The 25,231-nt window shown below is 67.7% G+C and carries 15 protein-coding genes and 1 tRNA gene; 13 read left to right on the top strand and 3 right to left on the bottom strand.

The features are described from left to right. Window positions 1-56 precede the first annotated feature (56 nt). Window positions 57-2,846 (bottom strand): TonB-dependent receptor, encoded by a 2,790-nt coding sequence (locus tag ACLBWH_RS03915; RefSeq protein ID WP_322847591.1) that lies wholly within the window; start codon window positions 2,844-2,846, stop codon window positions 57-59. A 433-nt stretch (window positions 2,847-3,279) separates the two neighbouring features. Between ACLBWH_RS03915 and ACLBWH_RS03910 the strand changes: the two genes are divergently transcribed. The 7 genes from ACLBWH_RS03910 to nagE all read left to right on the top strand — a co-directional run bounded on the left by ACLBWH_RS03910 (window position 3,280) and on the right by nagE (window position 14,257). Then, complete coding sequence (locus tag ACLBWH_RS03910; protein WP_322847592.1) at window positions 3,280-4,053, top strand: copper homeostasis protein CutC; 774 nt, start codon at window positions 3,280-3,282, stop codon at window positions 4,051-4,053. 76 nt (window positions 4,054-4,129) lie between these two features. Next, a complete protein-coding gene (locus tag ACLBWH_RS03905; RefSeq protein WP_322847593.1) occupies window positions 4,130-4,867 on the top strand; it encodes a GntR family transcriptional regulator in 738 nt (245 codons plus the stop codon). 40 nt (window positions 4,868-4,907) lie between these two features. Beyond that, the gene (locus tag ACLBWH_RS03900) at window positions 4,908-5,927 is read left to right on the top strand and encodes an SIS domain-containing protein (RefSeq protein WP_447797476.1); all 1,020 of its coding nucleotides are present in this window, start codon (window positions 4,908-4,910) and stop codon (window positions 5,925-5,927) included. Next, window positions 5,924-7,060 carry an N-acetylglucosamine-6-phosphate deacetylase gene (gene nagA / locus ACLBWH_RS03895; RefSeq protein ID WP_447796922.1) on the top strand — a complete coding sequence of 379 codons (1,137 nt, stop codon included), beginning with the start codon at window positions 5,924-5,926 and terminating at the stop codon, window positions 7,058-7,060. Before ACLBWH_RS03900 ends, nagA begins: the two co-directional genes overlap by 4 nt. Further along, window positions 7,057-9,972 carry a beta-galactosidase GalA gene (galA, locus tag ACLBWH_RS03890; RefSeq protein ID WP_447796921.1) on the top strand — a complete coding sequence of 972 codons (2,916 nt, stop codon included), beginning with the start codon at window positions 7,057-7,059 and terminating at the stop codon, window positions 9,970-9,972. The genes nagA and galA overlap by 4 nt, the downstream gene beginning before the upstream one ends. Window positions 9,973-10,067: 95 nt before the next feature. After that, complete coding sequence (gene ptsP / locus ACLBWH_RS03885) at window positions 10,068-12,557, top strand: phosphoenolpyruvate--protein phosphotransferase (RefSeq protein WP_322847596.1); 2,490 nt, start codon at window positions 10,068-10,070, stop codon at window positions 12,555-12,557. Next, on the top strand, window positions 12,554-14,257 hold the full coding sequence (nagE, locus tag ACLBWH_RS03880; protein ID WP_447796919.1) for an N-acetylglucosamine-specific PTS transporter subunit IIBC: 1,704 nt from the start codon (window positions 12,554-12,556) through the stop codon (window positions 14,255-14,257). The genes ptsP and nagE overlap by 4 nt, the downstream gene beginning before the upstream one ends. 11 nt (window positions 14,258-14,268) lie before the next feature. On the opposite strand, the gene ACLBWH_RS03875 is transcribed toward nagE, so the two are convergent. Beyond that, window positions 14,269-14,811, bottom strand: a complete 543-nt coding sequence (locus ACLBWH_RS03875) for a pseudouridine synthase (RefSeq protein WP_447796917.1) — start codon at window positions 14,809-14,811, stop codon at window positions 14,269-14,271. 567 nt (window positions 14,812-15,378) lie between these two features. Here ACLBWH_RS03875 and ACLBWH_RS03870 point away from each other — a divergent pair. Continuing rightward, the gene (locus ACLBWH_RS03870) at window positions 15,379-16,065 is read left to right on the top strand and encodes an HAD-IA family hydrolase (protein ID WP_447796915.1); all 687 of its coding nucleotides are present in this window, start codon (window positions 15,379-15,381) and stop codon (window positions 16,063-16,065) included. Between the two features lie 880 nt (window positions 16,066-16,945). Here the strand turns inward: ACLBWH_RS03870 and ACLBWH_RS03865 are convergent. Continuing rightward, window positions 16,946-17,848, bottom strand: coding sequence for a hydrogen peroxide-inducible genes activator (locus ACLBWH_RS03865; RefSeq protein ID WP_447796913.1), 903 nt, complete (start codon window positions 17,846-17,848; stop codon window positions 16,946-16,948). Window positions 17,849-17,940: 92 nt separating this feature from the next. Here ACLBWH_RS03865 and katG point away from each other — a divergent pair, with 92 nt between their 5' ends. From katG to ACLBWH_RS03840, 5 genes are all read left to right on the top strand, one after another. Continuing rightward, window positions 17,941-20,169 carry a catalase/peroxidase HPI gene (katG, locus tag ACLBWH_RS03860; protein WP_447796911.1) on the top strand — a complete coding sequence of 743 codons (2,229 nt, stop codon included), beginning with the start codon at window positions 17,941-17,943 and terminating at the stop codon, window positions 20,167-20,169. A 408-nt stretch (window positions 20,170-20,577) separates the two neighbouring features. Further along, window positions 20,578-22,980, top strand: a complete 2,403-nt coding sequence (locus ACLBWH_RS03855) for a TonB-dependent receptor plug domain-containing protein (protein ID WP_447796909.1) — start codon at window positions 20,578-20,580, stop codon at window positions 22,978-22,980. Continuing rightward, on the top strand, window positions 22,980-24,260 hold the full coding sequence (locus ACLBWH_RS03850) for an aminotransferase class V-fold PLP-dependent enzyme (RefSeq protein ID WP_447796907.1): 1,281 nt from the start codon (window positions 22,980-22,982) through the stop codon (window positions 24,258-24,260). The genes ACLBWH_RS03855 and ACLBWH_RS03850 overlap by 1 nt, the downstream gene beginning before the upstream one ends. 337 nt (window positions 24,261-24,597) lie before the next feature. Continuing rightward, window positions 24,598-24,671, top strand: a tRNA-Gly gene (locus ACLBWH_RS03845). A gap of 87 nt (window positions 24,672-24,758) precedes the next feature. Then, entirely contained in the window at window positions 24,759-25,109 is a 351-nt protein-coding gene (locus tag ACLBWH_RS03840) for a DUF3147 family protein (RefSeq protein ID WP_447796905.1), read from the top strand. The last annotated feature ends 122 nt before the right edge of the window (window positions 25,110-25,231 follow it).

The raw sequence follows: 25,231 nt of genomic DNA, 5'->3' as shown, positions 1-25,231 counted from the left end.
CGGGGAAAGGGGCCGGCAAACCGGACCAGGTCCGCGCCGGCATTATCGGCCGAACGTTACATTCTGAAGGACAGAGCCGCGGCGAAGGTGCGGCCGTTCTTGTAGAAAGCGGTCGGGCGATCGGGGGTGGCGTTATACTGGCGGTAGGTCTCGTCGAGCAGGTTCTGCGCGTTGACGCTCAGCACGATGCCCTTGGTGAGGTTGAGCGAGGCGGAGGCATCGAGCTGGCTGTACGGCGCGACCATCTCGCGCGAACCGAGGCGGCCGATCGTGCGGAAATAGCTCGACCGGTAATTGTAGCTGACGCGCGCCTGGAACGGTCCCTTTTCGAAATAGGGGATCACGTTGACGGTGTGCTTCGACAGATAGGGCAGGTTGAGCGTCGTGCCGGTGACGTCGGTGTTGGAGGTGGTGCTTTCCTGATAGGAATAGTTCGCCTGCAAGCCGAAGCCGCCCCAGATGTCGGTCTGCGCCGACGCCAGGGCGCCGTTGACCTTGGCCTTGCCGCCGTTGATCGGCTGGTTGATGTTATAGGTCGCCAGCGCATTGGTCAGCGAGTTGAAGAACAGCGCATTGGTGCGCGTGTTGAAGATGTAGTTGGAGATTTCGCGACGGAACAGCTCGACGGCGAGCAGCGTGCCGGCGCGCGGGTAATATTCGGCGGTCAGTTCGTAATTGGTCGATTCGTACGGTTTCAGGTTGGGATTGCCGCCGCCGCCGTCGAGCGTGACGTTGTTGAGCGAGGTCGCCGCCGCCAGATCCTCGTAGCGCGGCCGGGCGATCACCCGCGCGACCGCACCGCGGACGATCACCTTGGGCGTGATCGAATAGGCGATGTTGAGGCTGGGCAGGAACTTCAGATAGTCGGTGGCGGTACGGGTCGGCACCGGTGCCGGATTGACCGTGTCGCTCAACGTCGTCGCGTAATTGGAGACGTCGCGCGTGTAGACGAGGCGGCCGCCGATATTGCCGCGCACGCCGCCCTGATCGAAATTGGCCTGCGCATAGGAGGCCATCACCGTCTCGCGCACCTTGGTCGAGGCGGCGACCTTGGTGACCAGCGGGCTATTGATCGCATTGGCAAGGATGTCGATCACCGCCTGCTGCGGCAGGTTCAGATATTTGGTGGCATTGCCCATGCCGCCGCTGCCGTCGAACGTGCCGTCGGGGGTGGACAGTGCGGTGACGCCGAGCTGGGTGACGTTGAGCGACTGTTGCAGATAGGTGTTCACGCCACGCGCGTTGATGCGGTTGACGTGATCGGTGACGCGGCTGCCGAGCAGGATTTCGGTGAACGGGCCGAAGCCGACCGGGATGGTCGCGTCATAGCCGCCGAAGATGTCGCGATCGGTGGTGACGCTATAGTCGAGCCCGCCGATCTGCGCGGCGACGAGCTGCGCACCGCTGGCGGTGGTGACCGGGCGGCTTTCGATCTGCGCGGGATTGTTGTTCGGGTTGGTGAAGTAATTGGCGGGGTTGGTGGGATCGCCGACGTAATTCACCGTCGCGCTGTCGCTGGTGAAGGCATAGCTGTAGGGCAGCTTGGTCTGCACGTTGAACAGATATTCGGGATTGCGCCCGCCGGTCGCCTTCGACCAGCCGCCCGAGAAGTTCACCTTGGCACCGCCGTCGCCTTCCCAATCGGCGAACAGGTTGAGATTGTCGGTCTTCAGGCTGGTGCGGCGGACGAGCGTGTCGAGCTGCGACGCCTGTTGCCTGGCCGCACCGAAGCTCGCGGCGGTGACGACGCCGTTGCTGATCGTCGCCGATTGCAGCACGTCGCCGGTCCACGCGCCGGGGATCGTGTACATCGACTGGCTGTAATTGTTGTAATTGCCGTCGATATGCGTGCCGTTGAGCGTGAAGGTCAGCTCGCTGGTCGGGCGGAACTGCATCGTGCCGGACACGCTCTTGCGCTGCCGCTGCTGCTGGAAATAGGCATAGTTGATGCCGAAGGGCGACGCCGCCTTGTAGAGATCGGCGATGGTGCCGCCGTTGATCGTCGCGCCGGGGCTCTTGAGGCTGAGCGTGCCGTCGCTGGCACGGTTGACGAACGGGCTGCTGTAGGTGCCGTCGGCGTTGGGCGCGTTATTGTCATAGCCGAAGAATTCGACGCCGGCGCGGGTCAGGTTCTGCTTGTCGTAAGTCGCGGCGACGAGGACGCCGAAGGTCTCGTCGGCGTTGCGCCAGCTGTACAGGCCCGAGGCGCGGAGGTTGCCCTTGTCGGAACGGTCGTTGTACGAATAGCCGCCCGAGGCGAAGATCGAATTGGCGGGCAGGTCGAGCGGCCGGCGGGTGCGGACGATGACGGTGCCGCCGAGGCTGCCTTCCTCGATCCGCGGTTCGGGCGACTTGTAGACTTCGAGCCGGTCGACCAGTTCGGGGGCGAGCAGCGAATAGTTGAAGGTGCGGCTCGACGGATCGTTGTCGTTGCCGCCCCAGTCCGCCGAGGCGAGCGCATGGCCGTCGAGCAGCATGCGGTTGAGCGCCGGATCGGTGCCGAGGATCGCGACCTTCTCGCCCTCGCCGAAGCGGCGGTCGATGCTGACGCCGGGAATGTGCGAGAGCGATTCGGCGACGTTGCGGTCGGGGAATTTGCCGACGTCTTCCGAGGTGATGACGTCGACCACGGCATTGGCGTTGCGCTTGACGTTGATCGCCTCGCGCAGGCTGCCGCGATAACCGGTGACGACGATCTCGTCGCCCGCCTTGTCGCCGTCGGCGGCGGCGGGCTGCGCCTGCTCGCTGCTGCCCGGCGGGGTCGTGGTCGGCGTGGTCTGCGCCTGCGCCGCCGCAGCGGACAAGGTAAGCGCGGTGGTCGCCAGAATCGCGTGGCGGAGGTGCATAAGGTTCAGTCCCCTTCGCGGAACACGCCCGGCCGCGTGCCCCCCTATCCCAAGCTGCCGCGGATGCCGGCGACAGGCGTGGCGAGCGTGCCATTTCGGCATCGTGTCTCGCTTTGTGCGGAGTAAGGTATAACCAATGTAAACCAATCCGCGCAGTAGATTATGTCAAATTTGTTTCCAAAACGCGCCGAACCGTGCGCGATGCGGCCGGACCGGCCCCGGCTCGGCGGCCCCGGAGTGACAAGATCGTGCGTTGGATCAATGGCTTGCGGGCCGTCATGGCGCATGGGCAAGCGGGGTTGGCGGGCCGGCGCGGGGGCGGGCCGACACTCGGTTCGTCGCAGCTTCGGCGGCGGTCGCGGGTTGCGCGCGACACCGAAACGGGTTTTGCACAGGCCCTTGGTTGCTCCTGGGCGTTGTCGGAGGAATGAACATGGTGCCGTCTGACAGTCGCGGATCGCGTCCGCGAATCGCTTTGGAGATATGCGTCGAATCGGCGGAGGGCGCGGCGGCGGCGATCGCCGGCGGCTGCGACCGGATCGAATTGTGCGCGGCGCTGGCGCTCGGCGGGCTGACGCCGTCGGCGGGGCTGGTCGCGGCGGTGCTCGACGTGGCGCGGCCGGCGGGCGTGCCGGTGCGGGCGATGGTGCGGCCGCGGCCGGGCGGCTTCGACTATGATGCGGCAGCGCTGGCGCTGGCGCGGCGCGAGGCGGCGGCATTGCTCGCGGCGGGGGTGCAGGGGCTGGTATTCGGTGCGACGCGCAGCGGGCGGCTCGACCGGCAGGCGCTGGCGAACTGGCGTGCGGACCTGCCGGGGGCGCCAGCGGGGCTGACGCTGCATCGCGCGATCGACGTGGTCGACGACCCCGTCGCCGCGGTGGAGGAGGCGGTGGCGCTCGGCTTCGATCATATCCTGACCTCTGGCGGGGCGGCGTCGGCGCCGGCGGGGGCGGCGACGATCGCGCGGATGGTCGCGCGCGCCGGCGGGCGGCTGGTGGTGATGGCGGGGGCGGGGGTCGCCCCCGGCAACGTCGCCGGCCTCATCGCGGCGACCGGAGTCGCGGCGGTGCATGGCTCGGCGAGCGAGCCGGCAGCGGTGGAGGACGCGCGGCTCGACTTCGGCCCGCTGCCGCGCATGACGAGCCGTCGGCTGGTCGCAGAGCTGCGCCAGGTGATTGACGACAAGTCCAATCTAAGACAATTGTAGGGCAAGGCGCCACTGGCGCCGCTCTGCGAGCCGTGGCACCCGTTGACGCCACAAGCAGCAGGACAGGGAGTGAGGGATGAGTTTCGTGAGCCGGGTGGGGCGGTTTCGTACCGACAATCCCTCACCGCTCTATCTGCAGCTGCAACAGCTCATCCGCGACGCGATCGGCGGCGAGGTGATCGTGCGCGGCGACGCCATTCCCGCCGAGCGCGATCTCGCGGTGGAATATGGGGTGTCGCGGATCACCGTGCGCAAGGCGATCGAGGGGTTGGTCGAGGAGGGGCTGCTGACCCGCCGGCGCGGCGCGGGGACGTTCGTCGCCGGGCGCGTCGAAAAGAATTTCAGCAAGCTGTCGTCGTTCACCGAAGACATGATCGCGCGCGGGCTGGTGCCGAGCAGCAGCTGGGTGTCGCGCAGCGTCGGCACGGTCAGCCCCGAGGAATCGATGGCGCTGGCGCTGTCGCCGAGCGCGCCGGTCTATCGCTTCCAGCGGCTGCGCTTCGCCGACGAGGTGCCGATGGCGCTGGAGGTGTCGACGATCGCCGGTTTCTGCCTGCCGTCGATCGACGCGGTCGACGCCTCGCTCTACGCGGCGCTGACCGAGGCGGGGCATCGGCCGGTGCGCGCGCTGCAACGGCTGCGCGCGGTGCCGTTCGGCACCGATCATGCGCGGATGCTCGGCGTCGACCCGGGCTCGCCCGGGCTGCTGATCGAGCGGCGCGGTTTCCTGCGCGACGGCCGTGCCGTCGAATTCACCCGATCCTATTACCGCGGCGACAGCTACGATTTCGTGGCCGAGCTCGCCGATAGCTGACACACGCCCGGGGGCCCTGATCCAAGTGACGACCGATACGATGACGGGCACGCTGATGCGCGCCGAGACGCTGGAGGCGGGAGCGACCGTCGCACGGCTGGTGGCGCGCAACGCCGAGGCGCTGCGCGCGCTCGGCGAGCGGCTGCGCGCGACGCCGCCCGACGTGGTGGTGACCTGCGCGCGCGGATCGTCGGACCATGCGGCGATGTACGGCAAATATCTGATCGAGACGCTGATCGGCGTGCCCGTCGCCTCGGCGGCGCCGTCGGTGGTGTCGCTGTTCGATGCGCCGGTGACCACGCGGCGGGCGCTGTGCATCGCGATCTCGCAATCGGGGCGCAGCCCGGACCTGCTCGCGACGGTGGAGGCCTATGCCAAGGCCGGCGCCGAAGTGGTCGCGCTGGTCAACGACGAGACGTCGCCGCTCGCCGAGATGGCGGATACGCTGCTCGCGCTGAGCGCCGGGCCTGAGCGGTCGGTGGCGGCGACCAAGTCGTGCATCGCGGCGATGGCGGGGCTGGCGGCGCTGGTCGCGGCCTGGTCGGGCGACGACGCGCTGACCGCAGCGGTGGCGGCGCTGCCCGACCAGCTCGAACGCGCGGTGGCGCTCGATTGGAGCGCGGGCGTCGAGCCGCTCGCCGAGGCGAAGCAGATGTTCGTGATCGGCCGCGGTTATGGCTTCGGCGTCGCACAGGAATGCGCGCTGAAGCTCAAGGAAACCTGCCAGGTGCAGGCCGAGCCGTTCAGCGCGGCGGAGGTGCGGCACGGGCCGATGGCGATCGTCGGCGAGGGGTTCCCGGTGCTGGCGCTGGCGACCTCAGACGCGGCGGGCGACGACGTGATGGCGGTGGCGGAGACCTTCGCCGGCCGCGGTGCGACGATCCTGTCGGCGCATGCCGGCGATGCGCGCGCCAATCTGCCCGCGCTCGACGCGCACCCGGCGGTGCAGCCGATCCTGATGCTGGCGAGCTTCTACGGCCTCGCCGAGGCATTGTCGCGGCGGCGCGGGCTCGATCCCGATACGCCGCCGCATCTCGCCAAGGTGACGCGCACGCTATGAGCGACGTCCATCGGTTCACCAACGGTCACGTCGTCGTGGCCGATGCGGTGTGGCGCGGCGCGGAGATCGTCGTGTCGGGCGAGCGGATCGCCGCGATCCGGCCGCTGGACGATGCGGCCGGCGATGCGACCGACCTCGACGGCGGCTGGCTGATGCCCGGCTTCATCGACACGCAGGTCAACGGCGGCGGCGGCGTGCTGTTCAACGACGAGACGAACGTCGCCGGCGTGCGCGCGATCGCCGAGGCGCATGCGCGCTACGGCACCACCGCGCTGCTGCCGACGCTGATCAGCGACACGCCCGACCGGATCGCGCTGGCGCTGGATGCGGTGGACGAGGCGATCGCGGCGGGCGTGCCCGGCGTGGTCGGCGTGCATATCGAGGGGCCGTGGCTCAACGTCGCGCGCAAGGGCATCCACGATCCGACGCGGTTCCGCCTGCTCGATGCCGAGATGATCGCGCTGCTCACCCGGCCGCGGCGCGGCAAGGTGATGGTGACGCTGGCGCCCGAGCTCGCGCATATCGACGACATCGCCGCGCTGGCCGCGGCGGGCGTGCTGGTCAGCGCCGGTCATACCGAGGTCGGCTATGACGGCGCGGTGGCGGCGTTCGACGCGGGGCTGAGCGGCATCACCCATTTGTTCAATGCGATGCCGGCGATGGTGCAGCGGACGCCGGGTCTGGTCGGCGCGGCGCTGGACGATCCGCGGCCATGGTGCGGACTGATCGTCGACGGCGTCCATGTCGCCCCGGCGGTGCTGCGCATCGCGTTGCGCGCGCGCGGCATCGATCGGATGATGCTGGTCACCGACGCGATGTCGTCGGTCGGCGCCGAGGAGAAGGACTTCATGCTGCAAGGCCGGCAGATCCGGGTGCGCGACGGCATCTGCTCCTATGAGGATGGCACGCTGGCCGGTTCGGACCTCGACATGGCGGCGGCGGTGGCCAATGCGATGGGAATGCTCGGGCTGGAGCCGGCGGTGGCGGCGCGGCTCGCGGCAGGTAATCCGGCGGCGTTCCTGGGGCTGGCGGCGGAGCGGGGCACGCTCGCCGCCGGCCTGCGCGCCGACTGGGTGCGACTGACCGCGGCGATGGCGCCGGTCGCGACGACCATCGGGGGACGACAGGCATGACGATCGACCGGCGGCAGCTTCTCGGGTCCGCCGGTGCCGGTCTGACGCTGTCGCTGCCGGGCGCCGCATCGGCGGCGCCGGCCAGCCGCTACGGCGCGTTGCCGATGTCCGCCCCGGTCGACGGCCTGTTGCCGCCGCTGCCGGTCGGCGACCCCTCGCGGATCGGCTTCGACCAGGGCTGGCTGTTCCACGAGGGCGACATCGCCGTGCCGCCGGCGGCGACGCACAACGAGACCTATCTGCGCGCCAAGGCGGGCAACGCCACCGGCGCGGCGGCGATGGATTACGACGACAGCGAATGGCCGGTGGTGACGCTGCCGCACGATTGGGCGTCGTTTCAGCCGTACGTCGAGACTGCGAACGTCGCGCAGGGCTATCGCCCGCGCGGCATCGGCTGGTACCGGCGCAGCTTCCGGCTCGACCCCGCCAGCCTCGGCCGCTATCTGGAATTGCAGTTCGACGGCATCGCGACCAACGCGACGATCTGGGTCAACGGCAGCGTCGTCGCCCACAATTGGTCGGGCTATAACAGCGTCTATATCGACATCACGCCGTTCGCGCGGTTCGGCGATGAGACCAACGTCGTCGCGATCCGCGTCGATGCCGATGCGATGGAGGGCTGGTGGTACGAAGGCGCCGGCCTGTACCGCCATGCATGGCTGGCGACGCGCGCGCCGGTGTCGATCGTTACCGACGGCGTCCATTGCGACCCGCGGCGCGGCACGGACGGCGGCTGGACGATACCGGTCGCGGCGACGATCCGCTCGACCGAGGCGGCGCCGGTGACGGTGCGGGCGGTCGCCACGCTGATCGATCCCGACGGCCGCACGATCGCGACCATCGCCCTGCCGCCGGTGACGGTCGCGCCGCTGGACGAGGCGGTGATGCAGGCCGTGATGCCGGCCCCTGCGCCGCGCCTCTGGTCGGTCGGGATGCCGACGCTCTACACCGTCGCGGTGACGCTGGAGCGCGACGGCGCCGCCGTCGATCGCCGGCGCGTGCCGATCGGTTTCCGCACGATCCGCTTCGATGCCGACAAGGGGCTGTTCGTCAACGACATGCCCGTCAAGCTGAAGGGCGTGTGCATCCACCACGACCATGCCGGCGTCGGCGTGGCCTTGCCCGACGCGCTGCTCGCATGGCGGCTCGAACGGCTGAAGGAGCTCGGCTGCAACGCGATCCGCTGTTCGCACAATGCGCCGCCGGTCGCCTTCCTCGACCTGTGCGACCGGATGGGGTTCCTCGTCATGGACGAGAACCGCAACTTCAATCCCTCGCCCGATTATATGGCGCAGCTCGAATGGCTGGTGCGGCGCGACCGCAACCACCCCAGCGTCATCCTGTGGTCGGTGTTTAACGAGGAGCCGATGCAGGGCACCGCGGCCGGCGTGCAGATGGTGCGGCGGATGGCGGCGGCGGTGAAAAGGCTGGACGACAGCCGACCGGTGACCGCGGCGATGAACGGGTCGTTCTTCAATCCCGAAAACGTCTCGACCGTCGTCGATGTCGTCGGGTTCAATTATTATCCGGGCGATTACGACCGGTTCCACGCGCTCAACCCGACCAAGCCGATGACCAGTTCGGAGGATACTAGCGCGTTCGAGACGCGCGGCGCCTATGAGACGATCCCGGCCAAGCACATCCGGTCGTCGATGGACGACGATGCCGCCGGCTGGGGCGAGACGCATCGCAAGGGCTGGGCGGAGATCGCCAAGCGGCGCTTCGTCGCGGGCGGCTTCGTATGGACCGGCTTCGACTATCATGGCGAGCCTACGCCGCACGTCTGGCCGACGATCGCCAGCTTCTTCGGTATCCTCGACCTCTGCGGCTTCCGCAAGACAGCGTATGAGATCCATCGCGCCGGCTGGATCGACGACACGCCCGTCGTCGGCCTCGCGCCACACTGGACGTGGCCGGGCCGCGAGGGGCAGCCGGTGCCGGTGCTGGTGCTGTCCAACGCCGAGCGGATCGTGCTGAAACTCAACGGCCGCGTCGTCGGCGAGGCGGCGGTCGACCGGCTGATGGGCAACAGCTTCACCGTGCCTTATGCGCCGGGCACGCTGGAGGTGGTCGCAATGTCCGGCGGGCGCGAGGTGGCGCGCGCCGGCCACGAGACCGCGGGCGCGCCGGTCGCGCTGCGGCTGACGCCGGCGCGGCGCGCGATGGCGGGCGACGGTGAGGACGTGCAGCCGGTGACGATCGATGCGGTGGACGCGCGCGGCCGCCACGTGCCGACCGCCGATCTGCCGACGCGCTTCACCGTCGCGGGCGCAGCGATCATCGGGGTAGGCAACGGCGATCCCAACAGCCACGAATCCGAGAAGGGCGACAGTCCGACGAGCGGCGCGCGGTCGCTGTTCAACGGGCTGGCGCAGGTGCTGGTGCGGGCGGATGCCGCGGCGCGCGGCAAGATCGTGCTGCGCGCGACCGCGCCGGGGCTGAAGCCGGCGCGCCTGACGATCGATCGCGTCGCGGTGGCGCCGCGGGCGCAGGTGCCGCCGGTGGCGGCGGTGCGGGAAATCGCCGACTGGCGACGCTCGCCGCTGCTCCCCGCTCGGCCCGATCCGGCGCTGGCGCCGGCGAGCGACGACAACAACAGCTGGGCCTTCGTGCGCAGCGGCACGCCGACGCCCGCCGAGCCGCAGGGTGGCTGGCAGGTCTATCGCGCACGCGTCACGCCGGTGCGTGCGGTGGCGGCACGGGGCGGGCGGATCGCCTTCGCCGGCGTCGCCGGGCGCGCGGAACTGTGGGTCGACGGGCGCAGGCTCGCCGCCAAGACCGACGCCGCGGTCGCGCCGATCGAGGCGGTGCTGCCGCCGGGCAGCGGCGAGCGTGCCGTCGTGCTGATCGTCCAGCCGGAGGCGGGGCGGCCGTCGGGTCTGGCCGGCGGAGTGACCGTCCGCGCCGCGTGACGCGCAAGGTCATGCACAATGGTATTCAATAGGTATTGTCAGCAGGTTAGCGTGCGATACACTGCGCGGGAGACCCGGCCAGAGGTGAGTGACGAATGACGGATGTGCAGTTGGTGGCGCCGCTCGCGGGATGGGTCCTGCCGCTGACTGCCGTTCCCGACCCGGTCTTCGCCGAAGGGATGATGGGGCCGGGGCTGGCGATCGATCCGACCGGCGATACGCTGCACGCGCCATGCGATGCGCAGGTGCTCACCGTCCACGCCGCGGGTCATGCGGTGACGCTGGACGTCGGCGGCGGCGTGTCGCTGCTGATCCATATCGGCATCGATACGGTGAAGCTGGGCGGGCAGGGGTTCACCCCGCTGGTCGCGGCGGGCGACCGGGTGCGCGCGGGCGATCCGCTGATCCGCTTCGACCTCGATGCGGTGGTGCAAGGCGCCGCCGCGGCGGTGACGCCGGTGATCCTCGTCGAGGGCGAAGCGACGATCGCGACGATCGCCGCTGAAGGCTTGATCGCGGTCGGCGCACCGCTGGCGCGGATCGTTGTAGGCGCTCAGGTGGCGGCGGATACCGGCGCGATCGATGGCGAGACGCTGCGCCGCGACGCCGTGGTGCTGCTGCCGCACGGGCTGCATGCGCGGCCGGCGGCGCGGATCGTCGCGGCGGTGCGCGACAGCGGCGCCGAGGTGACGCTGACCAGCGACGGCGAGACCGCGTCGGCGAGCAGCCCGATCGCGCTGTTGTCGCTGGGGCTGGCGCAGGGGCGCAACGTGACGATCGCGGCGCGCGGCGCACGGGCGGCGGCGGCGATCGACGCCATCGTGGCGCTGCTCACCGCCGAGGTCGATGCCGCGCCGGTACCCGCCCCCGCAGCGCGGCCGCCGGTCGTGCGCGAGGCGGAGGCGGGCGCGCTGTCCGGCGTGCCGGCGGCACCGGGGCTGGCGATGGGGCCGGCCTTCTGGCTGCGGCTCGAAATGCCCGAGCTGCCGACGATGGGCGAGGGCGTCGCGGTCGAGCAGGCGCGGCTGGCGGGCGGTATCGCCGCGGTGGCGGCGGCGCTCGACGCGGCGGCGGGCGGGCCGGGACAGATGGGCGGCGTGCTCGCCGCGCATCGCGCGATCCTCGACGATCCCGATCTGCGCGGTCGCGCCGAGGCGGGGATTGCCAACGGCATGGCGGCGGCGGCGGCGATGATGACCGCGGCCGAAGGGCAGGGCGCGCAGCTCCGCGCGACCGGCAACGCGCGCATTGCCGAGCGTGCCGACGATATCCGCGACGTCGCGCTGCGCGTCGTCCATGCGATCCTCGGTACCAAGGCGGCGGCGCTGACCGTGCCGGCGGGCGCGATCGTGTTCGCCGACGATCTGTTGCCGTCGCAACTGTCGGCGCTGGCCGCGGCGCGGGTCGCCGGCTTCGCCGTGGTCGGCGGCGGCCCGACCTCGCATGTCGCGATGCTCGCGGCGGGGATGGGCGTGCCGATGGTGGTGGCGCTGGGCGAGGCGGTGCGCGTCGTCGCCGATGAGACCTTCGTGATCCTCGATGCCGATGCCGGCGCGGTGATCGTCGATCCGCATCCCGATCGTCAGGCGCAGGCCCGCGCCGGAATCGCGACGCGCGCGGCGGCCGAGGCGGCGGCGCTGGCGGCGGGCGACCGGCCCGCGGCGACCGCGGACGGGCAGGCGATCCACGTCTACGCCAATCTCGGCTCGGTCGCCGATGCCGAGGCGGCGGCGGCGGCGGGCGCGGAGGGCTGCGGCCTGCTGCGCACCGAAATCCTGTTCCTCGACCGTTCGGTCGCCCCCGACGTCGCCGAACAGGCGGCGGATTATCGCGGCGTCGTCGCGGCTCTGCCCGGCCGGCCGGTAGTGATCCGGCTGCTCGACGTCGGCGGCGACAAGCCCGCGCCCTATCTGGCGATCCCGCATGAGGAGAATCCGGCGCTCGGCCTGCGCGGCATCCGCGTCTCGCTGGCGCGGCCCGAGGTGCTCGACACGCAATTGCGCGCGATTCTAGCCGTGCCCGAGGTCGAGCGCTGCCGGATCATGGTGCCGATGGTCGCGAGCATCGACGAACTGCTGGCGGTGCGCGAGGCGCTCGATCGGCTCCGCGGCGAGCTGGGCGTCGGCCCGGTGCAGCTCGGCGCGATGGTCGAGACGCCGGCGGCGGCGGCGACCGCCGACCTGATCGCCGCGCATGCCGATTTCCTGTCGATCGGCAGCAACGACCTCACCCAATATGTGCTGGCGATGGATCGCGGCAATCCCGCGGTCGCCGCGGGCATCGACGGACTGCACCCGGCGGTGCTGCGGCTGATCCGCATGACCTGCGAGGGTGCCGCGACGCGCAACGTGCCGGTCAGCGTGTGCGGCGGGCTCGCCGCCGATCCGCTCGCCGCGCCGATCCTCGTCGGGCTCGGCGTGCGCACGCTGTCGGTACCGCCGGCCCGCGTCCCCGCCACCAAGGCGCTCGTCGCCCGCCTGACGATGGCGGCGGTGCGCGACCATGCCGATGCCGCGCTCGTCGCGACGAATGCCGCCGGAGTGCGCGCGCTCGCCCGCCACTTCGCCGAGGAGATCAGCCGATGACCCGCCCCGCCTCCCGTTTCTCGGTGATGAGCTTCCTCCAGCCGCTCGGCCGCGCGCTGATGCTGCCGATCGCGGTGCTGCCGATCGCCGGGCTGCTGCTGCGGCTCGGCCAGCCCGACCTGCTCGACATCGCCTTCCTCAGCGCCGCCGGCGATGCGATGTTCTCCAACCTCGGCCTGCTGTTCGCGGTCGGCGTCGCCACCGGTTTCGCGCGCGATGGCAACGGCGCCGCGGCGATGGCGGGGATCGTCTGCTATCTCGTCTCGGTCAACGCCTCGCAAAGCTTCCTGGTGGTGCCCGCGGCGACGCTCGCCAACGTGCCCGAGGCATTGGTCGCCGGCGTCTCGGCGGCGTGGAAGACCGCGGCGGTCGACCGGCTGGAGGTGCCGATCGGCATCCTTTCCGGGCTCGTCGGCGGGCTGTTCTACAATCGCTTCGCGACGTTCAAGCTGCCCGATTACCTCGCCTTCTTCGGCGGGCGGCGGTTCGTGCCGATCATCGCCGGGATCGCCGGGCTGGTCATCGCGCTGGCGCTGGGGTTGAGCTACGCGCCGATCGACGCGGGCATGGACGCGCTCAGCCGCGGCGTCGTCGTCGCCGGCGGCTACGGTTATTTCGCGTTCGGTGTGCTCAACCGGCTGCTCCTCGTCACCGGCCTGCACCATATTCTCAACAACGTCGTCTATTTCGTCGTCGGCGATTACCACGGCAAGACCGGCGACCTGACCCGCTTCTTCGCCGGCGATCCGACCGCGGGCGGCTTCATGAGCGGCATGTTCCCGGTCATGATGTTCGGCCTGCCCGCCGCCTGTCTCGCGATGTACCACGCGACCGCGCCCGATCGGCGCAAGGAAGTCGGCGGCATGCTGTTCAGCCTCGCGCTGACCTCGTTCCTCACCGGCGTCACCGAGCCGATCGAGTTCAGCTTCATGTTCCTCGCGCCGGTGCTCTACGCGATCCACGCGCTGCTCACCGGCATCGCCGAGGCGATCATGAACGCACTCGGCGTAAAACTCGGCTACGGCTTTTCCGCCGGCCTGTTCGATTACATGCTCAACTACGGCAAAGCAACGCGCCCGCTGATGCTGCTGCCCGTCGGCGCGGCCTATGCGGCGATCTATTACGGCCTGTTCCGCTGGGCGATCGTGCGCTTCGACCTGCCGACGCCCGGTCGCGAGGCGCCCGAGGCGATACCGGCGGGGCCTGCGGTCGCCGCGGATGCCAAGGCGGCGGCGTTCGTCGCGGCGCTGGGCGGAGCGGCGAACCTGCGCGGCATCGATGCCTGCGCCACCCGGCTGCGGCTGGCGGTGGCGGACGCGCAGGCGATCGACGAGCCGCGGCTGCGCCAGCTCGGCGCGCGCGGCGTGCTGCGCCCGTCGCCGACCGCGGTGCAGGTGATCGTCGGCGGCATCGCCGACGGGCTCGCGATGGAGATGCGCGCGGCGCTCGACGCCGCCCCACCCGCCGCGGCGGCCCCGGCGGTGGCGCCACCCGTCGCTGCTGCGCCGGTCGATCTGTCCGAGGCGCTGCTCGCCGCGCTCGGCGGCCGCGGCAATGTCGGCGCGGTGAGCCGCCACGGCGGCCGGCTGCGCGTCGTGGTCGGCGACCGCGCGCGCGTCGACGAGGCCGCGCTCGGCAGCGACGTGCGCGCCGTCGTCTGGCCCCGGCCCGACGTGGTGCATCTGCTGATGCCGGCCTGAGCCCGCGCGGCTCAGCCGACGATGCGGTGCTGCCCCGGCGCCAGATCGGCGAGCGTCCATTCGCCGATCCGCCAGCGCACCAGCCGCAGCGTCGGATGCCCCACCGCCGCGGTCATCCGCCGCACCTGCCGGTTGCGGCCCTCGCGGATGGTCAGCGACAGCCAGCAATCGGGGATATGCGCGCGGACGCGGATCGGCGGATCGCGCGGCCACAAGGCCGGATCGGCGATCTGCTCGACCTCAGCGGCGCGGGTCGGCCCGTCGTTGAGCATGACGCCGCCACGCAGTCGCGCCAGCGCGTCCTCGTCCGGTAGCCCCTCGACCTGCACCAGATAGGTCTTGGCGAGCTTGAACCGAGGATCGGCGATCCGCGCCTGCAACCGCCCGTCGTCGGTGAGCAGCAACAGCCCCTCGCTGTCGCGATCGAGCCGCCCCGCCGGATAAACGCCCGGCAGGTCTATATGATCGGACAGCGTCGCCCGCGTCGTCGGCGATCCGCGATCGGTGAACTGGCTGAGCACGCCGAACGGCTTGTTGAACAGCACGAGAGTCATGCGCGCGCGGTATCGACTGGACGCGCGCGTGTCGATGATCGCCGTTGCATTGCCCCGCCCGGCGGATTACGGCCTGTTGAGCCCATCGCTGCGGCCGACGCGGGTGTAGCTCAATGGTGGAGTAGAAGCTTCCCAAGCTATGGGAAATGGCAGATTTCGGCGGTTTTTGCTGAATGCGGCGATCCTGAATTCCACGACCGAGCGTCAGCGGTGTACCCCCCAAAGCGTTTTTCTTGTGTGCCGGAAAGCGGCTTTACCAAGCGCCATGCGGCAGCTCGGCCGATTGGATCACGATCCAATCGGCTGGAGCTTGCCAGTACGGCGGGCTCGAAAAGATCGTTGCTGCATAGCCGGCTTGAACGTCCGCAACGGGGTCTGAACCGCTACCGACCTCAATGGCTGCTGACGCGAATGCGCCGATCTGCCCCAGGGTCAGCCGGCGCTCTCTTAGATGGTCGGTTCGCACCGAGCGTCATCCGTCCAATCGGTACAATCGATGCGGAAATCGTCTGTTCGACGATGTTCCCGACTTTGAACGCCGCCCGGCTGTCCGTATGATCCTGTGCGATGAATAGCTCAACGACCGCTCCCGCCGCCGTTCCCCACGACGGCCGTCACTTCGCCGCATTCCTGTTCGACATGGACGGGACGCTGATCACCAGCATCGACTCCGCGAACCGGGCGTGGACGAGCTGGTCGCTGATGCGCGGCTTCGATCCGGCCTATGTCATCTCGATCATGCACGGCGTCCGGACGGTGGAGACGATGAAGGCGCTCGGCGTCGCTGATCCGGTGGCGGAGGCGGCCTGGATCACGCGAAGGGAAATCGAGGATACCGACGGCGTCGAGGCGATACCCGGCGTCTTCGCGTTCCTGGCCAGTGTTCCGAAGGAGCGCTGGGCGATCGTCACCTCGGCCTCGCGCGCACTTGCCGAGGCCCGTCTTCGCCGAGCGGGCATCGCCATTCCGCCGGTTCTGGTCACCTCGGAGGATGTGGAACGCGGCAAACCGGATCCTGCATGCTTCCTCCTCGGCGCGGAAAAGCTGGGGGTCGACGCTTCGGACTGCCTCGTGTTCGAAGACACGCTGGCCGGCCTTGGCGCTGCGGACGCCGCGGGCGCCGCCAGCCTCGCCATTACGTTCACCCATCACGATCCGATCGGCACCGCTCATCCAGCGATACACGACTATAAAGGCCTTGCGGTCGCAGCGAAGGCCGAAGGGCTCCTGCTGACAAGAGGCATGCCAAGGTAGTGCGGCCACTTCATGTCATGACGTGGAGCATCGCCGGAGCAACCTTATCCCGCCAATAGGATGTCCGGGCGCGGACCGGTTTTCAACGCGGAAAGCCGCCACCGCACAATCTCAACCTATGACCGGCATCGAGCGACCAGCCCTCGCTTGCTGCAAGGTTATAAAATTCTGTTCGGTCGATGCCCGAGCACCGGATTGAAAATCCGATACCGTTGAGCGAGGCCGGCGTGACTTGGCAGACCGCGTCCCACGAACGCGCATTTGTGGCCCGTCAGGCGCTAAACCAAGTCTAAATCAATAGCCCAGGTGCGAGAACGGGCCGCCGTATGAGCGTACAACACGATATGCCCGAGTCGGAGCCTCGTATCGGACATGCAGCCTTCGAGCCCGCCTCCCCCCGTCGTAGGCGGGCTCCTTTTTGTAGCGGAGGTTGGCTACGTGCTGAGTGAACGGATGCGGTGTGGCTTCAGGCGGTACGCGAACACGCCAGAGGTGCTTGCCTACAAGCTGCTCGTTCGCGGCCGGGTGTGTACGCTATCGTGCCAATCGTCAGCCGTTGGTCGCTTCACCGTTGCTAACGTTCGGTTTGTCGCCGAACAATCGCCGTTCCCATGAAGCGCAACGACCTTCCAGCTCGGCTTTCGGACCTCCCGCGTGACGAATGCATCCGGGCATTACATCAACGCGCGGCCGATGCTCGCGCAAGGTGGCAGGAGTTGCGCATCCAGCGACCATCGGTCTGGGATCGACTGTTCGGCTGACATGCGGAAGGGCATGGCGTCGGTATGATCGAACTGTCGGCCGTCAATTGCGAAGGCTTCGAAGCCCTTCGAAGCTGGCAGAGAGCTCGGCCGATGTGTCTGAGAACCCGTGGTCGGCGTCATCTGGCGTCGCCGCTCACCGCTTGCATGATCGACTCGCCGAGGAGGCGGAATTCGCTTGTGCGTGGATGGCCTCCACGCCAAGCGAGCGCAATCTGTCGCTCTGCATGACGGCTTTGCGCCGGACGCGTTTCGACCCGCGTGCCACCGAGGATACCGGCGTCAATCGCCATTTGCGGTAGCAACGTGTAGCCGAGACCCGCATCGACCAGTTGAACCAGCGTGTGCAGCGTAGAGGCGACCAACAGGCTGTCCGCTTCGGCTGCCGTTCGATCGCACGCGGCGAGGGCATGCTCCTTGAGGCAATGTCCGTCTTCAAGCAAAAGCAAACGGCTGTCGTCGGCATCACAGAGCGGCGATGCAAACGCATCCTGCCCTTTCGCCGTAACAAGGACTAAAGGGTCGACGGCGATGTCGATGCTCTCGATCTCGCCACATTCGATGGGCAGCGCGAGGAGCACGCAATCGATCTCGCCGCGCCCCATCGCTTCGCATGCGACGCCCGTCAGCATCTCACGCACATATAGCTGCAGCCGCGGCCAGTCGCGCGCGAGCGCCGGCAGGGTGCGGGAGAGCAGGAACGGGGCGATCGTGGGAATGACCGCGAACCGCAGCGATCCGACCAGCGGCTCGTGAGAGCGCTGCGTTACAAGGTGAAGATCCTCCGCGGCGCGCACCATCTGACGAGCGCGTGCGACGATTTCCTCGCCGATCGGCGTAAAGCGCACGTGGCGTTTGGAGCGCTCGACCAGGCTCGCCTCCAGCACCCGTTCGAGCTCGGCGATGCCCACCGAAAAGGCGGACTGCGAGACGAACATGGCGGCAGCCGCACGCCCGAAATTGCCATGCTCGTGGAGTGCGAGGAGATACGACAACTGCCTGAGCGACGGGATCGGCTTCATCGACTCAGGTGATAGCAGAAATCGTTTCAATCCATTGGATAAATTTATCCGCCCTATTAGAATGCGGCGGATAGCATAAGAGGAGTGAGAAGATGGCTGACGAAGATCCCAGCGAGCGCTGCCCGATGGGCAGGAATGGCGGCGGCGCAGGCACGGTCCGCTCGCTTCTCGGCCGTACCAACAAGGATTGGTGGCCCGACGTTCTGCCGGTCGAGATCCTGCACCAGCATGGCGTTTCACCGAACCCGATGGGCGAGGATTACGACTATGCCGAAGCGTTCCGGACGCTCGACTACGACGCGCTGAAAGCCGATCTCACCGCGTTGATGACCGACAGCAAATCGTGGTGGCCTGCGGATTACGGGCATTACGGTCCCTTCATGATCCGCATGGCCTGGCACGCTGCGGGCACTTACCGCGTAACCGACGGGCGTGGCGGTTCGTCGTCGGGCCAGCAGCGGTTCGAACCGCTCAACAGCTGGCCGGACAACGGCAACCTCGACAAGGCACGGCGCCTGCTGTGGCCTGTCAAGCAGAAGTACGGGAAGCATATCAGCTGGGCGGACCTGTTCATCCTGGCCGGCAACGTCGCCATCGAGAGCATGGGCGGCCCGACATTCGGCTTCGCCGGTGGCCGCAAGGACGTCTATCAGTCGGAAGGCGACACCTATTGGGGTGCCGAGGAGCAGTGGATCGGACATGCGGAGCACAAGAGCCGCATTCGCCCCGACGAGCAGCTCGATCTGGAAGGCCCGCTCGCCGCGGACTCGATGGGTCTGATCTACGTGAACCCCGAAGGGCCCGGCGGCAATCCCGATCCGCTCGGCTCGGCGCGTGACATGCGCGCCACGTTCTCGCGCATGGCGATGAACTCGGAGGAGACCGTCGCGCTCACCGCCGGCGGTCACGCGTTCGGCAAGACGCACGGCGCGAAGCCCGCTGAGAATTTCGGCAAGGAACCCGCGTCGGAAGCCGTGCACATGCAGGGGCTCGGCTGGCTCACGGACAGCGAGGAGATCGGCAAGGGCCACATCACCACCTCGGGGATCGAGGGGTCGTGGTCGAACAATCCGACGAAGTGGACCGGCGACTATTTCCGCCTGCTGTTCAAGTACGAATATGAGCTGACGTCCAGCCCGGCCGGTGCGAAGCAGTGGACGCCGATCAATCCCGAATGGGAAGACATGGCACCCGACGCACGCGATCCTAGCAAGCGCGTGCCGACGATCATGACGACCGCCGACATGGCGCTGAAGCTGGACCCCGAATTCCGCGCGATCTCCGAACGCTTTCGCGACGATCAAGCGGCGCTCGACGACGCCTTCGCACGCGCCTGGTTCAAGCTGACCCACCGGGACATGGGGCCGAAGGTCCGCTACCTCGGGCCTGAGGTGCCGGAAGAGACGCTCATCTGGCAGGATCCGGTGCCCGAGGGAACAGCGCCGAGCGATGCCGAAATGGCGGCGTTTGCGGATAGCGTACTGAGCTCCGGCCTCAGCATCGGTCAGCTCGTCAAGACCGCCTGGGCCTCCGCCTCGACCTACCGCAAGTCCGACCATCGTGGCGGAGCCAACGGTGCGCGCATCGCATTGGAGCCTCAGAAGAACTGGGCGATCAATGAACCCGCGGAACTGGAAACGGTGCTCGCCAAGCTCAACGAGCTTCGCGGAAGCATGTCGCTTGCTGACGCGATTGTCCTTGCAGGCTCGGTGGCGATCGAGAAGGCGGCGAAAGATGCCGGGTTCGAGGTCACGGTACCGTTTACCGGCGGACGCGGTGACGCGACGCAGGACTGGACCGATGTCGAGAGCTTCGCATGGATGGAGCCGCAGGCCGATGGCTTCCGCAACTACCTGCGGACGCGGCAGACCGTGAAGACCGAGGAGCTGCTGCTCGACAAGGCTTCGCTGCTGGGCCTGTCTGCTCCTGAGATGACGGTCCTGCTCGGTGGTCTTCGCGTGCTTGGGGCCAATCACGGCGACAAGCCCGAGGGTGTCCTAACCGAGCGCAAGGGGCAGCTGACCAACGACTTCTTCGTCAACCTCCTCGACAACGAGACCTTCTGGGAGCTCGTCGATCCGTCGAGCGACGAGGAGTTCATCGGTCATGATCGCGGCGGTAAGGGCGAGAAGTGGCGCGCCACCCGCACGGACCTGGTGTTCGGCTCGAACTCACAGCTGCGCGCGACGGCGGAAGTCTATGCCGAAAACGGCAATGAGGAGAAGTTCGTCAAGGACTTCATCAAGGCCTGGGTGAAGGTCATGGAAGCCGACCGGTTCGACGTAACGGCCAAGCCGGTGAGCTCGAATATCGCAACCTGACCGAGGTTGTGTTTGGGAAAGAAGGCGGTCGCGAAAGCGATCGCCTTTTTTTTATGTGGAGGCCGTCGAGCATCGCCTGCAGGATCACTGATCGTTGGCAGGTAAGGGGGTATGGGGTGCCCCCGTCTCTGATGCGAGATCATTCGTTTTCTCGCGTCCTCGCGGCAGACGTCGTTATTGCAGACGCCGCTGCCGCGAAACTCACGATTAAAGACATGAACGGATGGCCGATATCGGGCATCTTGTGTCAGCTCGTGAGTGTCCGGGTCCGGGTCAGCCTACCCGTATTAGCCGGGCCGGCAGTCAGGGTGTGACTTAAATCCGCAAGGGCGGCGTCACCGTCGTGCAATGTAGCCAACCTAGTGCGTCGCTTAGAGCCACGAAGGCCTGAACGTCCCTGGGGGAACAATGAAATTACTGAGTGTCAGCGTAGCCAGCGCGCTGCAGCTGCTCGCCTGTTCGTCTGCCTACGCTCAGACGCTTGCTCCTCAGCCTGTGGCGAATCCGTCGGCAGACGGAATGACTTCCACGGCACCGGACGATACGGTCGTCGTCACCGGGACGCGTGACCGCGGCCGCACGCAGTTCGATACTCTCGCACCGGTGGACGTGCTGTCCAGGCAGGCGATCGGATCCACAATCTCGAACGACCTGTCGGACACGCTGGCGCAGTTGCTGCCGTCGTTCAACGTCCAGCGCCTCCCGGCAGCCGACGGGCAGGCCTTCGTCCGCCCGGCCACCCTTCGCGGCCTCTCCGCGGATCAGACGCTCGTGCTGATCAACGGCAAACGCTATCATCGTTCTGCCTTGCTGGGCACGCGCGGCGCGCAGGCTCCCGATCTTGCCGGCATTCCGCCGTTATCGATCGGGCGCGTCGAAGTGCTGCGCGATGGTGCGTCGGCGCAATACGGCTCCGACGCCATCGCCGGCGTCGTCAACATCGTGCTCGACGTCGAGCCTGGGATGGAGGCGTTCGGCCAATATTCCCGATACTACCGGGGCGACGGCAACGAGTATCAAACCGGCCTGCGCGGCGGGATCGCTTTGGGTGAGCGCGGCAGCGTGGTGTTCACCGGTCAGTATGATCATGCCGAAGCGACTTCGCGGTCGCGGCAGCGGCCCGATGCCATCGCCTTCCAGGCCGCACATCCGCAACTGACCCTGCCCAACCCCGTCCAACGCTGGGGGCAGCCCGACCAGGAGCGGGTCGAAGGTGCCGTCAACGCGCATTACGATTTTGACGATGCCCTGACGTTGTACGCCTTCAGCACCGTCCAGCAGGGCGAGGGACTGACGGACTTCAACTGGCGCAACCCCGACGGCACGGCGAGCGTGTATCGGGCGACACAGGCCTTTCCCGGTTTTTCCTTCAACAGCATCTATCCGCTGGGCTTCACGCCCCGGCTCGGCACCACCTTCAGCGACTTCCAGTCAGTGACGGGTGCCAAGGGTAACATCGCGGAGCCGCTGACCTACGACCTGAGCGCCTCCTTCGGCCGCAGCCGAATTGAATACACCTTGGGCGAAAGCCTCAACGCGTCGCTTGGACCCGTCAGCCCGACCAGCTTCTACCTGGGGCGGCTGGAGCAGCGCGAGTTCAACCTGAACGCCGACTTCGTCTATCGCCTGCCGGTCGGCACCGCGGAGCCCGTCAACGTGGCGTTCGGCGCCGAGCGGCGTGTCGAGACCTACCGGGTGGGCCTCGGCGATCCCGCCTCCTATGCGATTGGTCCCGGTGCAGCCTTCGGGCTTGCCCCGAGCGCAAACGGCTTTCCCGGCTTCGGCCCGCAGCGGGCAGGCGTATGGGACCAGGAGAGCTATGCAGGATATCTCGATCTCGAATGGAAGCCGGTCACTGCGCTGACGTTGGGCGCGGCGGGGCGCTACGAGGACTTCTCTAATTTCGGCGATACCTTCAACTACAAGCTATCCGCGCGGGTCGAGCCGATCACCGGTCTGGCGGTGCGGGCGACCTACTCCACCGGCTTCCGTGCTCCCACTCCAGCGCAGCTCAACACCACATCCACAACGCAGGGCCTCGACACGGTCACGCTGCAGGTCTTCAACCAGGGGAGGCTGTCGCCATCCGATCCCCTGGCGATCGCGCTCGGTGCGAAGGCACTGAAGCCCGAGACGTCCAGAACGGCGACGGCGGGTATCACATTTCAGACCAAGATCGGGCTCAGCGGCAGCGTCGATCTGTATCAGATCGAGGTCGACGACCGGTTCAGCGAGTCCCGCACCTTCACGGTGCCGGCGTCTTTCGCCAATCCGCAGCGCTATACCTCGCTCAGCTACTTCACCAACGACTTCGACACGCGCACGCGCGGTATCGATGCGGTGCTCACCTACGTGCGCCAGATCGGGCCTGGTCGGGCCAACCTGAGCCTCGCCTACAACTACAACCAGACCAAGGTCACGAGCGGGGCGAGCGCGGCCATCGGCAACGACGCGCAGCGCCGCATCTTCGAGCAGCGTTTGCCGCAACACAATGGCGTGGCCACCGCCGGGTACGATATCGGCCCGGTCGGGCTGCTGGTACGCGGCCGCTACTATGGCGGCTGGGAAGACTCGACCGGCAACGCGACCGGCACGATCTTCCAGCGCTTCGGCTCGATGACGATGGTGGACGTGTCCGCGAGCATCCGGCTCGACGATCATTTCACGCTCCGCGGTGGGGCGGAGAACGTCTTTAACACCTATCCGGACGAAGCTGTGTTCCAGGCATCCCGCGGTCTCGTCTATTCCCGCAACTCGCCTTACGACACGGACGGCGGCAACTATTACGTCCGGATCGGAATGCGTTTCTGATGCGAGACCTGCGGATCGGACGCCGCGCCGTCCTGGGAGCGGGCATCGCCTTTCCCGTCGTTCATGCCGCAGCGACCATGGCCCGGGTGGCACCGGCCGATACCGATGAGGTCTTCTGGAAAGGCATTGCGGCACAATACGATGTGCCATCCGACGTCATCCAGCTCGAGAACGGAAACTGGGGCGCCATGCCACGACCGGTGCTGGCCGAGTATCTGCGTCTCGTCGAACGGGTGAACCGCGACACCAGCTACTATGCGAGGCGGGGGTTGGTCGGGGATCTGATCGCCGCGAAGGCGGATCTGGCGATCGAGTTGGGGGTGCCTGCGGAGGATGTCGCACTCACCCGCAACGCCACGGAAGCGTTGAAGGCGCTGATCCTCGGATATAACCGGCTCAAGGCGGGCGATGCGGTGCTCTACGCCGACCTGGACTACGATAGCATGCAGGCGTGCATGGAAAGCCTCCATGCCCGCCGCGGTGCGACGGTCATCAAGATCGCTCTGCCGGAGCCTGCCACCAGACAGTCGCTGATCGCCGCCTACACGGCGGCGTTCGACGCCTATCCCAGGATGCGGCTGGTGCTGCTGACGCATCTTAGTCACCGCACCGGCCTGGTAATTCCGGTAAGGGAGATCGCCGCGGCGGCTCGTGCACGCGGCATCGACACCATCGTCGATGCCGCGCACAGCTGGGGTCAGCTCGACTTCGTCCTTCCCGATCTCAACTGCGACTTCATTGGCCTCAACTGCCACAAATGGCTTGGCAATCCGCTCGGCGTCGGTGCCATGTACGTACGGCGCCCGGCGCTTGATCGCATCGATCCGGACCCCGCCAACGATGCCACGATGCGCGACGGCATCCATTCGCGGGTGCACACCGGCACCGTGGATTTTGCTGCGCAGCTGACACTGCCGGCAGCCCTGAGGTTCCAGCGCTCGATCGGCGCTGCACGCCGCGCTGCCCGGCTCAACATGTTGCGCGACCGGTGGGTTAGTCGTGTGCGTCGCCTCTCGCAGGTCGAAGTGCTCACGCCAGATGATGCAGATCTGCATGCGGGCATCACGTCTTTCCGCCTCCACGGCTTAACCAGCGATGCGGCGAACGCTGCGCTCGCGCGCCGACTGCTCGAGAGGTATCGGATCTTCACCGTCCACCGCAGCGGGGTGACGCGAGGCGCCTGTGTTCGCGTAACGCCGGGCCTGTTCAACAATGCAGCGCAGATGGACGCGCTCGCAGCGGCGATCGAGGACGTTGCGAGCAAACCGCCGACGGCCTGATCCCGTCAACAGTGATAAATCGCCATTGCGCTTGAAAGGCGAGACGGCGGCACTGGCGATGCGGAGAAGATCAACGTGAATAATGCCGGTCTTGCTGAAACGCTCGTCTACACCATGTCATGATCAAGGCAGATGACGACACGACCGACCCGATCGACACGGAGATCGCCGACATCATGGGGCGGTCGCCCGATGCGGTCCGGCGAATCCGGACGATCTACGTTGACGACCACGCCAGGAATGTGGCACTCGGCCGTCGCATTGCACGCGGGATTGTAAACCGGGATTGTAAACCGGAGCCCCGCAGGCGGTCAGATCAGCGCTAAGTCGTTGATATGCGGGTGTAGCTCAATGGTAGAGCAGAAGCTTCCCAAGCTTACGACGAGGGTTCGATTCCCTTCACCCGCTCCACCGCAACCTCGGCGCAGCGCCTGTCCGACCTCGGTGAAAAGGCATCCGGCGGCTTCTATGTGAGGCGGGCATGGGATACCGGCGGCTATGCTGTATCTGACGCTGAAGGCCGTTGTCTCGGGGGCGTTGATTGCCGTCGCCTCGACGTTGGCGAAACGCTATCCGGGCTTCGGGGCGCTGATCGCGTCGCTTCCGCTGGTTTCGGTGCTCGGCATGATATGGCTATGGAACGATAAGCCGGATGCGGACACCATGGCCGCCCATGCCTCGGCGACGTTCTGGTACGTCATCCCCTCGCTTCCCATGTTCCTGCTGATTGCGCCATTGTTGCGGCATGGCTTCGGCTTCTGGTTCGCGCTCGGGGCCGGGTGTGCGCTGACGATCCTTCTCTACGCCGCTTTGATCTGGTTCGGGCCGCGTTTCGGATTGCCCTTGTGATCGGTCGATGCCGGGGCGGGGTGGTTGCCGGGATCGGGTGAGCGCGGCTGCCGCCTTCCACCCCGCACCGCCTGCCCCTACATAGCCGGCGTGGTCCGTGGCGTCGCCGGTGGCACCGGTAT

The sequence above is a fragment of the Sphingomonas sp. M6A6_1c genome, assembly GCF_053345135.1.
Note: the sequence above shows the minus strand (reverse complement) of the source record. Positions and strands in the feature narration are given on the sequence as shown.

Coding starts and splice junctions, on each gene's coding strand:
- ACLBWH_RS03900 (WP_447797476.1), top strand. CDS start 4,908: ATGACGGGCACGCTGATGCGCGCCGAGACGCTGGAGGCGGGAGCGACC.
- ACLBWH_RS03850 (WP_447796907.1), top strand. CDS start 22,980: ATGCGAGACCTGCGGATCGGACGCCGCGCCGTCCTGGGAGCGGGCATC.
- nagA (WP_447796922.1), top strand. CDS start 5,924: ATGAGCGACGTCCATCGGTTCACCAACGGTCACGTCGTCGTGGCCGAT.
- ACLBWH_RS03910 (WP_322847592.1), top strand. CDS start 3,280: ATGGTGCCGTCTGACAGTCGCGGATCGCGTCCGCGAATCGCTTTGGAG.
- ACLBWH_RS03905 (WP_322847593.1), top strand. CDS start 4,130: ATGAGTTTCGTGAGCCGGGTGGGGCGGTTTCGTACCGACAATCCCTCA.
- ACLBWH_RS03865 (WP_447796913.1), bottom strand. CDS start 17,848: ATGAAGCCGATCCCGTCGCTCAGGCAGTTGTCGTATCTCCTCGCACTC.
- ACLBWH_RS03855 (WP_447796909.1), top strand. CDS start 20,578: ATGAAATTACTGAGTGTCAGCGTAGCCAGCGCGCTGCAGCTGCTCGCC.
- nagE (WP_447796919.1), top strand. CDS start 12,554: ATGACCCGCCCCGCCTCCCGTTTCTCGGTGATGAGCTTCCTCCAGCCG.
- ACLBWH_RS03870 (WP_447796915.1), top strand. CDS start 15,379: ATGAATAGCTCAACGACCGCTCCCGCCGCCGTTCCCCACGACGGCCGT.
- ptsP (WP_322847596.1), top strand. CDS start 10,068: ATGACGGATGTGCAGTTGGTGGCGCCGCTCGCGGGATGGGTCCTGCCG.
- ACLBWH_RS03915 (WP_322847591.1), bottom strand. CDS start 2,846: ATGCACCTCCGCCACGCGATTCTGGCGACCACCGCGCTTACCTTGTCC.
- ACLBWH_RS03875 (WP_447796917.1), bottom strand. CDS start 14,811: ATGACTCTCGTGCTGTTCAACAAGCCGTTCGGCGTGCTCAGCCAGTTC.
- galA (WP_447796921.1), top strand. CDS start 7,057: ATGACGATCGACCGGCGGCAGCTTCTCGGGTCCGCCGGTGCCGGTCTG.
- ACLBWH_RS03840 (WP_447796905.1), top strand. CDS start 24,759: ATGCTGTATCTGACGCTGAAGGCCGTTGTCTCGGGGGCGTTGATTGCC.
- katG (WP_447796911.1), top strand. CDS start 17,941: ATGGCTGACGAAGATCCCAGCGAGCGCTGCCCGATGGGCAGGAATGGC.